Source organism: Marmoricola sp. URHA0025 HA25 (genome assembly GCF_054059435.1).
Map to the genome: position 1 here is coordinate 4,225,150 of NZ_JBSSCD010000001.1, position 14,013 is coordinate 4,239,162.

Annotated in this window: 14 protein-coding genes; 6 read left to right on the forward strand and 8 right to left on the reverse strand. The window is 69.4% G+C overall.

Translation table 11 applies throughout. The features are described from left to right. Window positions 1-9: 9 nt before the first annotated feature. From ACVW00_RS20750 to rpmH, 8 genes are all read right to left on the reverse strand, one after another. Window positions 10-1,008, reverse strand: coding sequence for a ParB/RepB/Spo0J family partition protein (locus ACVW00_RS20750; RefSeq protein ID WP_457112794.1), 999 nt, complete (start codon window positions 1,006-1,008; stop codon window positions 10-12). Continuing rightward, the gene (locus ACVW00_RS20755; RefSeq protein ID WP_457112795.1) at window positions 1,005-2,069 is read right to left on the reverse strand and encodes an AAA family ATPase; all 1,065 of its coding nucleotides are present in this window, start codon (window positions 2,067-2,069) and stop codon (window positions 1,005-1,007) included. The genes ACVW00_RS20750 and ACVW00_RS20755 overlap by 4 nt, the downstream gene beginning before the upstream one ends. A gap of 167 nt (window positions 2,070-2,236) precedes the next feature. Then, complete coding sequence (gene rsmG / locus ACVW00_RS20760; RefSeq protein ID WP_457112796.1) at window positions 2,237-2,827, reverse strand: 16S rRNA (guanine(527)-N(7))-methyltransferase RsmG; 591 nt, start codon at window positions 2,825-2,827, stop codon at window positions 2,237-2,239. Between the two features lie 76 nt (window positions 2,828-2,903). Continuing rightward, on the reverse strand, window positions 2,904-3,371 hold the full coding sequence (locus ACVW00_RS20765) for a Jag family protein (RefSeq protein WP_457113152.1): 468 nt from the start codon (window positions 3,369-3,371) through the stop codon (window positions 2,904-2,906). Between the two features lie 176 nt (window positions 3,372-3,547). After that, window positions 3,548-4,606, reverse strand: coding sequence for a membrane protein insertase YidC (gene yidC, locus ACVW00_RS20770; protein ID WP_457112797.1), 1,059 nt, complete (start codon window positions 4,604-4,606; stop codon window positions 3,548-3,550). Continuing rightward, window positions 4,607-4,885, reverse strand: coding sequence for a membrane protein insertion efficiency factor YidD (gene yidD / locus ACVW00_RS20775; RefSeq protein ID WP_457112798.1), 279 nt, complete (start codon window positions 4,883-4,885; stop codon window positions 4,607-4,609). Further along, window positions 4,882-5,247: a ribonuclease P protein component gene (rnpA, locus tag ACVW00_RS20780; protein ID WP_457112799.1), complete on the reverse strand. Its 366-nt coding sequence runs from the start codon at window positions 5,245-5,247 to the stop codon at window positions 4,882-4,884. The genes yidD and rnpA overlap by 4 nt, the downstream gene beginning before the upstream one ends. A gap of 15 nt (window positions 5,248-5,262) precedes the next feature. Next, window positions 5,263-5,400 (reverse strand): 50S ribosomal protein L34, encoded by a 138-nt coding sequence (gene rpmH, locus ACVW00_RS20785; protein WP_457112800.1) that lies wholly within the window; start codon window positions 5,398-5,400, stop codon window positions 5,263-5,265. Window positions 5,401-5,941: 541 nt separating this feature from the next. On the opposite strand from rpmH, the gene dnaA reads away from it, so the two are divergent. From dnaA to gyrB, 6 genes are all read left to right on the forward strand, one after another. After that, window positions 5,942-7,480, forward strand: coding sequence for a chromosomal replication initiator protein DnaA (gene dnaA, locus ACVW00_RS20790; protein ID WP_457112801.1), 1,539 nt, complete (start codon window positions 5,942-5,944; stop codon window positions 7,478-7,480). Window positions 7,481-7,823: 343 nt separating this feature from the next. Beyond that, entirely contained in the window at window positions 7,824-8,978 is a 1,155-nt protein-coding gene (gene dnaN / locus ACVW00_RS20795; protein WP_457112802.1) for a DNA polymerase III subunit beta, read from the forward strand. A gap of 28 nt (window positions 8,979-9,006) precedes the next feature. After that, window positions 9,007-9,999, forward strand: coding sequence for a phosphogluconate dehydrogenase (NAD(+)-dependent, decarboxylating) (gene gnd, locus ACVW00_RS20800; RefSeq protein ID WP_457112803.1), 993 nt, complete (start codon window positions 9,007-9,009; stop codon window positions 9,997-9,999). 13 nt (window positions 10,000-10,012) lie between these two features. Next, window positions 10,013-11,137 carry a DNA replication/repair protein RecF gene (gene recF / locus ACVW00_RS20805; RefSeq protein ID WP_457112804.1) on the forward strand — a complete coding sequence of 375 codons (1,125 nt, stop codon included), beginning with the start codon at window positions 10,013-10,015 and terminating at the stop codon, window positions 11,135-11,137. Further along, the gene (locus tag ACVW00_RS20810; protein WP_457112805.1) at window positions 11,130-11,669 is read left to right on the forward strand and encodes a DUF721 domain-containing protein; all 540 of its coding nucleotides are present in this window, start codon (window positions 11,130-11,132) and stop codon (window positions 11,667-11,669) included. The genes recF and ACVW00_RS20810 overlap by 8 nt, the downstream gene beginning before the upstream one ends. 258 nt (window positions 11,670-11,927) lie before the next feature. After that, the gene (gyrB, locus tag ACVW00_RS20815) at window positions 11,928-14,000 is read left to right on the forward strand and encodes a DNA topoisomerase (ATP-hydrolyzing) subunit B (RefSeq protein WP_457112806.1); all 2,073 of its coding nucleotides are present in this window, start codon (window positions 11,928-11,930) and stop codon (window positions 13,998-14,000) included. Window positions 14,001-14,013: the final 13 nt, after the last annotated feature.

Consider the following 14,013-nt stretch of genomic DNA (forward strand, 5'->3'; position numbering starts at 1 on the left):
TCCCGGCTGCTACGGCCGGGGGTCGATGACCCCGACGATCCGCTCGAGGTCCGCCAGGGAGGCGAACTCGATCGCGATCCGCCCCTTCGACTTGCCCAGGGTGACCTTCACCCGCGTGTCCAGGCGATCGGAGAGCCGCTCGTTGAGGTCGGCCAGACCGGGGGCGGTCGGGCGACGGGCCCGGACCCTCACGGTCTCGCCCGCCTCCTCCTGGCCGCCACCGACGGCAACGATCTCCTCGAGCCCCCGGACCGAGATGCCCTCGGCGACCACCCGGGCGGCGAGCCGGTCCTGTGCTGCCGGGTCGGGGACGCCGAGGAGGGTGCGCGCGTGCCCGGCGGACAGCACACCTGCCGCGACCCGGCGCTGCACCTCCGGGGACAGCTTGAGCAGCCGCAGCGTGTTGCTGATCTGCGGCCGGCTGCGGCCGATCCGGGTCGACAGCTCGTCGTGGGTGCACCCGAAGTCGTCGAGCAGCTGCTGGTAGGCGGCCGCCTCCTCCAGCGGGTTGAGCTGGGAGCGGTGCAGGTTCTCCAGCAGCGCGTCGCGCAGCATCACGTCGTCGCCGGTGTCGCGGACGATGGCCGGGATGGTGTCCAGGCCGGCCTCGCTCACCGCGCGCCAGCGCCTCTCCCCCATGATCAGCTCGTAGCGGTCCTCACCGGGGGCGCCGGGTGAGCCGTCTGAGCCGTCCGTGCCATCGGTGTCGGCGACTCGTCGGACGACGACCGGTTGCAGCAGCCCGATCTCGCGGACCGAGTGGACCAGCTCGGCCATCGCGTCCTCGTCGAAGACCTGGCGCGGCTGCCGGGCGTTCGGCCTGATCGAGGTCACCGGCAGCTCGGCGAAGTGGGCGCCGGCCACGGCGGCCAGCCCCAGGGTGGGGTCGGTGGCAGCTGCGGCACGGGCCTCGAGGTCGACCTCGGTGGACTGCTCGGCCTGGGTGGGGATCAGCGAGCCGAGACCACGTCCGAGCCCACGTCGTCGCTCGGGTCTCTTGTCGTTCATGCCCGTCCGCCCGTCGTCCAGGTGCCCCTGACGGCCAGCTCGCGGGCCGCCTCCAGGTAGCTGAGCGCCCCCGGCGATCCCGGATCGTACGTCATCACGGTCTGCCCGTAGCTGGGCGCCTCCGAGACGCGCACCGAGCGGGGGATCGTCGTGTCGAGCACCTGCTCCTCGAAGTGCCGGCGCACCTCGTCGGCCACGCCTGCGGCCAGGTTCGTGCGCGCGTCGTACATGGTCACCAGGATGGTGGTGATCGACAGGTCCTGGTTCAGGTGTGCCTTGACCATCTCCACGGTCTCGACCAGCTGGCCCAGACCCTCCAGGGCGTAGTACTCCGCCTGGATCGGGATCAGCATCTCCACTCCGGCCACCAGGGCGTTCAGGGTGAGCAGCCCCAGCGACGGTGGGCAGTCGATGAACACGTAGTCGAGCCGGTCGCCGTCTCCGTCGCCGATCTCGTGGAACGCCGCGAGCGCCTTGCGCAGCCTGCTCTCACGGGCGACGACGCTGACCAGCTCGATCTCGGCCCCGGCCAGGTCGATGGTCGCCGGCACGACCTGGAGTGCCTTGATGTCCGGGTGCTGCTGGACCACGTCCGCGATCGCGGCGCCGTCGACCAGCACGTCGTACGACGAGGGCGTGCCCCGGCGATGATCGACCCCGAGCGCGGTCGAGGCGTTGCCCTGCGGGTCGAGGTCGACCACGAGGACCCGCAGGTCGTGCATCGCGAGCGCAGCCGCGAGGTTGACCGTGGTGGTGGTCTTCCCGACCCCGCCCTTCTGGTTGGCCACCACCATCACCCGGGTGCGATCCGGGCGCGGCAACGGGTCGTTGTAGCTCAGGTGCTGGCGCACCCGCAGCTCCGCCTCGAGTGCCCGTGCCAGCGGCGTGCTGTGGTCGTCGAAGGCGCGCACGTCCGCCTCGAGCTCGGCAGCGGTCTGGACCCGCAGGGGGGTCGGTACGTCTCGCGACCCGGCCGTGGTGGCCTGCTCCGCGACGTCCTCCGTGACCTCCTCCGGGACCTTCTCCGGGTCCATTTCCGGGACGCTGTCGGGGTCGGGCACTCGCGGCTCCTGGCTCGATGTTTCACGTGAAACGCCTGGGGGTGGCTGTGGATAACTGGGGTCGATCTGTGGATTCCCACGCTCACGGGGCCAGCCCAGCCCGGTGGAAAACTCTGCGCCGTCCTGAGCGCCCGGCCACCCCAACGCCTCGCGAATCGACATCGGCCTCACCCCTTCACGACGCGAACGACCCGCACCGGTGGTTCCAGCAGGCCCGTCCCGAGCTCCAGGATCTCCGCCCCGCTTCCCCGTTCGGCGTCGATGGCACCGACGGCTGATGCGAGCTCGGCTCGCACCGAGGAGCCTTTCATGGCGAGGAACACTCCGCCAGACCTGACCAGGGGCAAAGACCAGTGGCTCAACCGGTCCAGCGGGGCAACGGCGCGCGAGGTCACCACGTCGAACGTCCGCTCGCCGTGCAGCGCGTCCGCCCGCGCGCGGGTGACCTCCACGTTCGAGAGGCCCAGCGCGTCGACGGCCTCCTCCAGGAACGACGTCCGGCGAAGCAACGGCTCCACCAGGGTCAGCCTCAGATCCGGTCGCCTGATCGCCATCACCAGCCCGGGCAACCCGGCTCCCGAGCCGATGTCGCAGACCGCCGCCCCCGGCTCCACAAGGTCGGTCACCAGCGCGCAGTTGAGCAGGTGCCGTTCCCAGATCCTGGGCACCTCACGGGGTCCGATCAGCCCGCGAAGCGTGCCCTCTCCTGCCAGGAGCGTGGCATACGCCTCCGCCGAGGGGAGCGAGTCGGAAAACACCCTCCGCGCCAGTTCCGGCGCAGAGGGTGTCTCGAATGCTTCTGAGGCTGGTTTCACGTGAAACAGCGAGGCATCGTCACGAGGAGGGGAGCACCACGACGTGGCGGCGCGGCTCGACACCCTCGGACTCCGAGGAGAGGCCGGCGGCCGCGACGGCGTCATGGACCACCTTGCGCTCGAACGGCGACATCGGCTCCAGTGAGACCGACTGGCCGGACTCCTTGACCTGGGCGACAACCGCGGCCGCCCGCTCCTCGAGCGCCTCGCGCCGGGAAGCCCGGTGACCGGAGACGTCCAGCATCAGCCGCGAGCGTTCTCCCGTCTCACGGTAGACGGCGAGCCGGGTGAGCTCCTGGAGTGCCTCGAGCACCTCACCGTTGCTGCCGACCAGCTGCGGCAGGTCGGCCCCGACGATCGAGACGGTCGCGCGGTCACCCTCGACGTCCATGTCGAGGTCGCCGTCGAGGTCGGCGATCTCGAGGAGCTCCTCGAGGTAGTCGGCGGCGATCTCGCCCTCCTGCTCGAGCCGCTCGGCGCGGGTCATGCCCGAGCGTGCCTCAGAACGCGGCGCCTCGCGGGTGGGCTCCTGCTCCGAAGAGCCCGACGTGTCGTCGGTCGTGTCGTCGGTCGTGTCGTCGGCGTCGGTGGCCGGCTGGGCCACCTCGTCGAGACGGTCCTCGGGCTCGGTCTGGTCCTGGTCCTGGGTCACGGGACTCTCGGTCACGCGCTCTCTCCCTGATCGGTCGTGGGCTTCGGCTTGGCCTGCGATCCCTTGTTCGGGGACTGCTTCTGAGCCTGGTTGGGTGTGGGGGCCGGCTTGCCGCCGGTCTTGCGCTGGCTGCGCGACTGGCGCTTGGGCTGCGCGCGGTTCGGCGCGACCGGCGGTGCGGGCGACTCCTCGGGCTCGGCCAGCGCTGTGGCGGTGCTGCCGGAGGCAGGCTCCCGGCCATGACGCTTGGCCTTCTCGGCGTCGCGGCGCTCCTTGGCGCGGAACGCCTCGGTGTTCGGCGCGGGGTTGTTGCGGATCACGTAGAACTGCTGGCCCATGGTCCACAGGTTCGACGTGGTCCAGTAGAGCAGCACGCCGATCGGGAACGCGATGCCGCCGACCGCGAAGACGAGTGGCAGCACGTAGAGCAGGAGCTTCTGCTGCTGGGCATACGGTCCGCTGAGGGCGTCGGCCGGCATGTTCTTGCTCATCAGCTGACGCTGGGTCAGGAACGTCGTCGCCGTCATCGCGATCACCAGGAGGATGGCGACGATCTGCACGGACGTGTGTCCGTCGGGCTTGGTGAAGCTCGACGAGATCGTGCCGCCGAAGATCGGCGCGTGCGCGAACAGCTTGGCGTCGGAGTCGGTCAGCACGCCGTGGCCATGTCCGCCCGCCGCCTTGCTGAGCAGGCGGAACAGCGCGAGGAAGATCGGCATCTGCACGATCAGGGGCAGGCACGAGGAGAACGGGTTCGTCCCGGTCTCCTTGTAGAGCGCCATCGTCTCCTGGGTCAGCCGCTCACGGTCGTGGCCGTACTTCTTCTGCAGCTCCTTGACCTTGGGCTGGAGCAGCTGCATGTTCCGGCTCGACTTGATCTGCTTGACGAACAGCGGGATCAGCGCCGCCCGGATCAGCACGGTCAGGCCGATGATCGAGAGCACCCAGGAGATGCCCGACTCCGCTCCGAAGGCGGCTCCCCACACCTTGTGCCAGCCGACCAGCGCCAGTGACACCAGGTAGTAGAGCGGCGTCATGATGAAGCTGCCGATATCGCCGAGGAAACCCACTCAGACTCCTTGAGTCGTGTTCACATGGCCCGGCGTCGACCGCCGGGAGGTGTTGTTCAGGTCTGGCTTGGCGGGCACGGGGTCGTAGCCCCCCCGGGCCCAGGGGTTGCAGCGGGCGATCCTGCGTACCGCCAGCCAGCTGCCCTTCACGCTTCCGTGCACCGTGACTGCCTCGAGCGCGTACGCCGAGCAGGACGGGTGGTACCGGCACACCTGGCCGTAGAGCGGGCTGATCGCGAACCGGTAGGCCCTCAGCAGGCCGATCAGGAGGTACTTCACGAGCCGACCACTCGACGAAGACAACGATCCAGGGCGTCGCCCAGATCCCGGTGGGACGCCTCGGCTGCCGCCGGCTGGGCGCGCACCACGAGGAGAGATCCGCTCGGGACCGCCGCCACCCGCTCCCGCATCAGGTGACGCAGCCGGCGCTTGACCCGGTTGCGGACCACCGCGCCGCCGACGGCTCGCGACACGACGAAGCCGACCCGGGCCGGCGGTGCGGCTCCAAGTCCACTTGTTGCTTTGTCGACATTTGCGCTCACCAGGTGCAGGACCACGAGCGGACCGCCCGCGCGCCGCCCCCGACGCACCGCCAGCTGGAAGTCAGTGGCAGCGCTCAGGCGATGGCTGGCGGACAGCACTCCCGTGGCCAGGCCTCAGACAGAGAGGCTCTTGCGACCCTTGCCACGGCGCGCCGACAGGATCGCGCGACCGGCGCGGGTGCGCATCCGCAGGCGGAAGCCGTGCACCTTGTGGCGGCGACGGTTGTTCGGCTGGTACGTACGCTTGCTCACGAGCTCACTCCAGAGGCGTTGTTGGGACGTGTCCACAAACCGGGTCGCACGACGCAGTACGTCGCCAGTACGTCGAACCACTGGCACCGCCTGCCCGCGCGGAAGACCCAAGGTGATGCGCCAGCTGAGCGCTGGCCAGGGCCCGGTCGTGGACATGCGGCACCGGTCGAACCGGTTTCGACCTGCCAACGGTACGTGGCGGGCGTCCGCAGGGTCAATTCGACGAGCCGGCCGGGGTGACCGAGCCGGCTGCCGCAGCTCAAAAGAACCGATCTTGCCCGCACTTCCTGGCAAATTCTGGCGACACGCCGAGTGAATCGCCGAACCTGTGGAGAACCGGTTGCCCGACTCGTCCCTGCTTGTTAGCGTCCGAGCACCGACCACGCCCGCAAACCCGCCCTGCGCGCTCAATTCAGCGCCCGCGCACCTTGCACACCCTGTGGACAAAGGTGTGGATCGGCACAAGTGGACCAACCAGACGTAATTCGCGTGGCCTAGACCGGCGGACCGACGTCTCGACTGAGGGGAGCGCGAGACGCACGTGGAGCCAGCAGCAGCCAATGGGCGAGAACTCGATGTGTTGTGGCCCGAGATCCTGGACAGCCTGGCTCCCAACCAGCGGGTGTGGCTGGCCTCGAGCAAGCCGGTGATGCTGGCCGAGTCGACCGCCGTGATCGCGGTTCCGAACGAGTTCACCCGCACCCAGCTCGAGGGCCGGCTGCGCACCCGTCTCGAGGACGCCCTCAGCGACAGCCTGAACCGGCCGATCCGGATCGCGGTCAGCGTCGACGACACCCTCGCTCCGGCGGACCCGGCCGCAGCCGGACCCGGAGAGCCCCAGGCCGACGGACCTGGTACCGAGCAACGGGCCGACGTCTTCACCCCGGACGCACCGGCCGACCCGGCCGCGGTCCCCGGCGCCGGCTACGGCGAGCGGTACGGCCCGCCGGCCGAGTCCCGCAGCACTTCAGCGATACATCAACAAACCGATTTGTCGACAAATATCCAGATGGGTGCGGCCTCGCTCACGACCGGGATCCCCGACAGCCCGCTCAACCCGCGGTACACCTTCGAGACCTTCGTGATCGGCTCCTCGAACCGCTTCGCCCACGCCGCCGCAGTGGCCGTCGCAGAGGCGCCGGGCAAGGCCTACAACCCGCTGCTGGTCTACGGCGACTCCGGTCTGGGCAAGACCCACCTGCTGCACGCGATCGGGCACTACGTGCGCAGCCTCTACACCGGCGCCAAGATCCGCTACGTCTCCTCCGAAGCGTTCACCAACGACGTGATCAACGCGATCAAGGACGCCAACACCGCCGCGCTGCAGCGTCGCTACCGCGATGTCGACGTGCTCCTCATCGACGACATCCAGTTCCTCGAGGGCAAGCAGCAGACCCAGGAGGAGTTCTTCCACACGTTCAACACGCTGCACAACGCCAACAAGCAGATCGTGATCAGCTCCGACCGCCCACCCAAGCGCCTGACCCAGCTCGAGGACCGGTTGCGCAACCGCTTCGAGTGGGGCCTGCTCACCGACGTGCAGCCGCCCGACCTCGAGACCCGGATCGCGATCCTGCGCAAGAAGGCCGCCGCCGACCGGTTGCACGCACCTGCCGACGTGCTCGAGTTCATCGCCAGCCGGATCCAGACCAACATCCGTGAGCTCGAAGGTGCCCTGATCCGGGTGACGGCGTTCGCCAGCATCAACCACCAGGAGGTCGACCTGACCCTGGCGGAGATCGTGCTCAAGGACCTCATCCCCGAGGGTGGCGAGCCCCAGGTCACCGCCGGCCTGATCATCGCCCAGACCGCGTCGTACCACTCGTTCAGCATCGAGGACCTCTGTGGGCCGAGCCGGACCCGCGCCCTGGTGACGGCACGCCAGATCGCGATGTACCTTTGCCGCGAGCTGACCGACCTCTCGCTGCCGAAGATCGGCCAGCAGTTCGGCGGCCGCGACCACACCACGGTGATGAACGCCGAGCGACGCATCCGCAAGGACCTCGCCGAGCGGCAGACGGTCTACAAGACGGTCAACGAGCTCACCATGCGGATCAAGCAGCAGGCCAAGCAGTCGTGAGTTCCTGTGGTTCCACGGCCCGAAGTCGTGGAATCACACGGGGAGTATCTGTGGAGCGCACGTCACGACGACGCACATCGGCGCCGCCGGCTCACAGCGCCCGGTCGCTCCTCCACACCGGATCCACAGGCCCTGGGGACGCGGAAAGTGTCGGTGACCTGCGGTTCCCTTGGTTTTCCACAGCGTCCACCGGCCCTACTACTACGACGAGATCTTCAATTGACTCCTTCGCCGGATCATCACCGCTCGCGGCTCTCCCTGGGGACAACCTGCCGAGCGACCGGTCCACGTGGCAGGATGCACTTCCCTCGTACCTGAGGCCGACCCGCAGGAGGCACCGCCCGTGAAGTTCCGCGTCGAGCGCGACGTACTCGCCGATGCCGTCGCCTGGACGGCCCGCGCCCTGCCCTTGCGTCCCAGCGCCCCTGTCCTGGCAGGCCTCCTCATCGAGGCCGGGTCGGTCGACGGGGCCGACGGGCTGCAGCTGTCCACGTTCGACTACGAGACGTCGGCGCGTGCCACGCTCAACGCCGACGTCTCGGCCGAGGGTCGCGCCCTGGTCTCGGGCCGGCTGCTGGCCGACATCTGCCGGAGCCTGCCCAACAAGCCGGTCGACATGGCCGTCGAGGGCGCCAAGGTCACGCTGACCTGTGGTTCGGCGAGGTTCAGCCTGCAGACGATGCCGGTCGAGGACTACCCAACGCTGCCGTCGATGCCCGAGTCCCGGGGCAAGGTCAAGAGCGAGCTGTTCGCCCACGCGGTCGGCCAGGCGGTCACCGCAGCGGGCCGCGACGACATGCTCCCGGTGCTGACCGGCGTCCGGATCGAGATGGACGGGTCCACGATCTCCATGCTCGCCACCGACCGGTTCCGCCTCTCCCAGCGCGAGCTCGAGTGGGACCCGGGCGCCCCCGACCTGTCGGCGGCCGCCCTGGTCCCGGCGAAGGTGCTCGCCGACACCGCCAAGTCACTCACCGGCGGCTCGGAGATCTCCATCGCGCTGTCGTCGTCGGGCACGGGCGAGGGCATCATCGGCTTCGAGGGCTCCGCGGGCGGCGGCGTCCGACGTACGACGACCCGGCTGCTCGACGGGGAGTTTCCCAAGGTGCGCTCCCTGTTCCCCAGCGAGCACCTGACCCTTGCTCGGGTCGACCGGGCTGTCCTGATCGATGCGGTCAAGCGGGTCGCGCTCGTCGCGGAGCGCAACACCGCCGTGCAGATGTCCTTCGCCGACAGCGTGCTCACCCTGGACGCCGGCTCCGGTGAGGAGGCGATGGCCAGCGAGTCGATCGAGGCCAGCGTCACCGGCGACGACCTGACCACCGGTTTCAACCCGCAGTTCCTCCTCGACGGGCTGACCGCCCTGGAGTCGTCGTTCGTCGAGCTGGCGTTCACGACCGCCTCGAAGCCCGTCGTACTCTCGGGAGTGGACTCCCTCGACGGAGAGTCGGACGCCGACTTCCGCTACCTGCTGATGCCGCGCCGCCTGCTCTCCTGAGAGATCGACAACGGCGAAAGGGACGCGCATGCAGATGGGACTCGTCGGACTCGGGAAGATGGGCGGCAACATGCGCACCCGGATCCGCAACGCCGGGCACGAGGTGATCGGCTTCGACCGCAATCCGGACGTCGCCGACGTCCCCTCCCTCGAGGACATGGTCGCCAAGCTGGACAGCCCGAAGGTCGTCTGGGTGATGGTGCCGGCCGGCGGCCCGACCGACGACACGATCGTCGCGCTCAGCGAGCTGCTCGGTGAAGGCGACCTGGTCATCGACGGTGGCAACTCGCGCTGGACCGAAGACCTGCGCCACGAGGAGCTGCTGTCGAAGAAGGGCATCGGCTTCGTCGACTGCGGCGTCTCGGGCGGCGTGTGGGGTCTCGAGAACGGCTATGCACTCATGAGCGGCGGCGACGCCAAGCACGTCGAGCTCGCCCAGCCGGTCTTCGACGCGCTCAAGCCCGAGGGTGAGTTCGGCTGGGTGCACGCCGGCTCGGTCGGCGCTGGTCACTTCTCGAAGATGGTCCACAACGGCATCGAGTACGCCATCATGCAGGCCTACGCCGAGGGCTGGGAGCTGCTCGAGAAGGTCGACATGGTCGACAACGTCACCGAGGTGTTCCGGTCCTGGCGCGAAGGCACCGTGATCCGGTCCTGGCTGCTGGACCTCCTCGTCGCGGCACTCGACGAGCAGCCCGACCTGGCGGGCATCCGCGGCTACGCCGACGACTCCGGCGAGGGCCGGTGGACCGTCGAGGCCGGCATCGAGCACGCCGTCGCGACGCCGGCGATCACCGCGGCGCTCTACGCGCGGTTCGTGTCGCGCCAGGACGACAGTCCGGCGATGAAGGCGGTCGCGGCGATGCGCAACCAGTTCGGCGGCCACGCCCTGCAAACGGCGCCCCCTCCGGGCGGCGACGTCGCCAAGGAGGACAAGCCGAAGGCCCAGGCACCTCCGGCGCAGGCCCCCGAGGCCGAGGCCGCCGGCGCGACGGGGAAACCCAAGCCGTCGGAGAGCTGACGGGCGCCGCCACTTGTACGTCGCCCACCTCTCGCTGCACGACTTCAGGTCCTATCCCGCCGTCGAGGTGGAGATCGGTCCGGGGATCACCTCGTTCGTGGGGCGCAACGGGCAGGGGAAGACCAACCTGGTCGAGGCGATCGACTACCTGTCGCGGCTGACCTCCCACCGGGTCTCCGCCGACGCGCCGCTGGTCCGCCACGGTGCCGAGCAGGCCGTCGTCCGTGCCGCCGTCGTCCGCGACGAGCGCCGAGCCGTGCTGGAGATCGAGATCAATCCCGGGCGCTCCAACCGCGCGCGGGTGAACCGGTCACCGCTGCCGAAGGCGCGAGAGCTGCTCGGGCTGCTGCGCACGGTGGTGTTCTCCCCGGAGGACCTGGCCCTGGTCAAGGGCGATCCCGCCGAGCGCCGGAGGTTCGCCGACGACCTGCTCACCCAGCTCGCTCCCCGGTACGCCGGCACGCGGGCCGACTACGACCGGGTGCTCAAGCAACGCAACTCGTTGCTGAAGACGGCCGGGGCCGCACGACGTGGGGGAGCGTCTGCCGAGTCGGCGCTCTCGACCCTCGCCGTGTGGGACAACCGGCTCGCCGAGCTCGGGGCGGAGATCATGCGCCGCCGGACCCAGCTGGTCGAGGACCTCACCCCGCTGGTCGGGAAGGCCTACGAGGCCGTGGCTCGTGGCGCCAGCCGGGACGATGCGACGCTTGGTTACCGAGCGTCCTTCGACGTCGGGCCCGGTGACCTCGAACCACAGCTGCTCGCCGCACTCGAGGCACGCCGGCGTGACGAGCTCGACCGCGGTCTCAGCCTCGTCGGCCCCCACCGCGACGAGCTGGTGCTCAGCCTGGGCGACCTGCCGGCCAAGGGGTACGCGAGTCACGGGGAGTCCTGGTCCTTCGCACTCGCGCTGCGGCTGGCGTCCTACGACCTGCTCAGGGCCACTGGCGACGACCCGGTGCTGATCCTCGACGACGTGTTCGCCGAGCTCGACACCGGTCGCCGGGCTCAGCTCGCCGACCTCGTCGCCGACGCCGAGCAGGTGCTGATCACCGCGGCGGTCCCCGACGACATCCCCGGCCAGCTGCGCGGCCACCGCTTCACCGTCGCCGACGGCCAGGTCACCTCCGATGACTGAGCAGCGGCCCGAGTCGGATCCCGCGGCCCAGGACGACCCGGTCGCACCGCACGACGAGCGCGGACTGGACCTCGCCAGGATCATCGCGCGCGGCCTCGCTGGCCGCACCGGCGCTCGCCGGCGGCTGCGGAACACCCGCCGGGTCGACCCGATCAGCTCCTCGGCCCATCCCGACGACCGCGACCCGCAGCCGCTCGACAGCACCCTCGGGCGGCTGGTCAGCGACCAGGGCTGGGAGACCGAGCTGCGGGTGCACGGCGTCTTCACGCGCTGGGCCTCGGTGGTCGGCGACGAGGTGGCCGCCCACGTGACCCCGGAGTCCTACGCCGACGGCCGGCTCGTCGTGCGCACCGACTCCACCGCCTGGGCGACCGAGATGAAGCTGCTCGCTGGCAACCTGGTCCACCGGCTCAACCAGGACCTCGGTGACGGCACCGTCGAGGTGATCGACGTGCTGGGCCCGCACACGCCGCGGTGGACCTCGGGCCGGTTCCGGGTCAAGGGCCGGGGCCCGCGCGACACGTACGGCTGAGGGCCCCTGACGGCTCGGCCGCCGTACAGGGACCTGCCCGCCCCCCTGAAACTGGGCTGGTGAGGCGCTTGCACGCCTCTGGGGGCCGATTTCGGTCGAAGATCCCCCCAGGTTGGTGGTGCGACACGTGATTTGCGGCCCCTGACCGGTAGACTGACGATTGGTCGTCCGAGCTGTGGAGACACCGCGAGTGGCGACCGTTCCCATGTCGTCTCGGGCCGACGCCCGGGTCCTGACCAAGTGAAGAGGAAGCCGTACGTGGCCGACGAAAACAGCTTCGGTTCCGCCGTCGAAGAGGGCAAGTACGACGCCAGCGCGATCCAGGTCCTCGAGGGCCTCGAAGCGGTCCGCAAGCGGCCCGGGATGTACATCGGCTCCACGGGCGAGCGCGGGCTGCACCACCTGATCTGGGAGGTCGTCGACAACTCGGTCGACGAGGCCCTGGCCGGCTACTGCGACCGGATCGTGCTGACCCTTCGGGCCGACGGCTCGGTGAGCGTGGAGGACAACGGGCGCGGGATCCCGACCGACATCCACCCGACCGAGGGCATCCCGGCGGTCACGATGGCGCTCACCCTGCTGCACGCCGGCGGCAAGTTCGGCGGAGGGGGCTACAAGGTCTCCGGCGGCCTGCACGGCGTCGGCATCTCGGTGGTCAACGCGCTCTCGAGCCACGTGATCGTGGAGGTCAAGAACCGCGACCACCTGTGGCGGCAGTCGTTCTCGATCGGCGTACCCGACGGCGAGCTGGAGCAGGTGCGCCCGATGGAGCCCGGAGAGAGCACCGGCACGACGATCACCTACTGGGCGTCGGAGGAGATCTTCGAGACCACCGACTACAACCTCGAGACCATCCTGCACCGGATCCGCGAGATGGCCTTCCTCAACAAGGGCCTCGAGATCGTCGTCCGCGACGAGCGCCCGGTCGCCGAGGTGATCTCCGAGGTCATGCAGGACGCGCTGCAGGAGGATGCCGGCGAGGCGGAGGAAGCCGACGACGTGCGCAGCGAGGCGGGGGTCTTCGAGCGCCGCTTCAAGTTCGATCGCGGCCTGGTCGACTACGTCGAGTACCTCAACCGCCGCAAGGACAAGGCCAACCCGACCATCATCAGCTTCGAGGCGGAGACACCCGAGGGCACCGAGAACCACATGAGCCTCGAGGTCGCGATGCAGTGGAACACCTCCTACAACGAGTCGGTGCACACCTTCGCCAACACCATCAACACCCACGAGGGCGGCACCCACGAGGAGGGCTTCCGCGCGGCGCTCACCACCATGGTCAACAACTGGGGTGAGGAGTGGGGCCTGATCAAGAAGCGCGAGGACCGGGTCTCCGGCGACGACATCCGCGAGGGCCTCACCGCGATCGTCTCGATCAAGCTCGGGGAGCCGCAGTTCGAGGGGCAGACCAAGACCAAGCTCGGCAACACCGAGGCCAAGGGCTTCGTCCAGCGCCTGGTCAACGACCAGCTCGGCGACTGGTTCGGCAAGAACCCGGCCGAGGGCAAGGACATCGTGCGCAAGGCCCAGGCTGCGGCGTCCGCGCGGATGGCCGCGCGCAAGGCCCGCGACCTGGCCCGCAGCCGCAAGGGCCTGCTCGGCGGCGGCGGTCTCCCGGGCAAGCTCAGCGACTGCCAGTCGACGAACCCCGAGGAGTGCGAGGTCTTCATCGTCGAGGGCGACTCGGCGGGAGGTTCGGCCCGGCAGGGCCGCGATCCGCGGATCCAGGCGATCCTGCCGATCCGCGGCAAGATCCTCAACGTCGAGAAGGCACGGATCGACAAGGTGCTCGCCAACGCCGAGGTCCAGGCGATCATCTCCGCGCTCGGCACCGGCATCCACGAGGAGTTCGACCTCGACAAACTGCGCTACCACAAGGTCGTGCTGATGGCCGACGCCGACGTCGACGGCCACCACATCAACACGCTGCTGCTGACGCTGCTGTTCCGGTTCATGAAGCCGTTGATCGAGCACGGCTACGTCTACATGGCCCAGCCGCCGCTCTACCGGCTGCGCTGGAACAAGCCGGCCGAGCACGAGTTCGTGTACTCCGACTCCGAGCGCGACGCGCTGATGCGCGACGGTCTCGAGTCGGGCAAGAAGCTGCCCAAGGAGAACCCGGTCCAGCGCTACAAGGGCCTCGGCGAGATGAATGCCGAGGAGCTGTGGGAGACCACGATGAACCCCGAGCAGCGACTGATGCTGCAGGTGACCCTGGACGACGCAGCCCAGGCCGACGAGATCTTCTCGACGCTGATGGGCGAGGACGTCGAGCAGCGCCGCAGCTTCATCCAGCGCAACGCCAAGGACGTGAGGTTCCTGGACATCTAGTCCCGGACCCCCA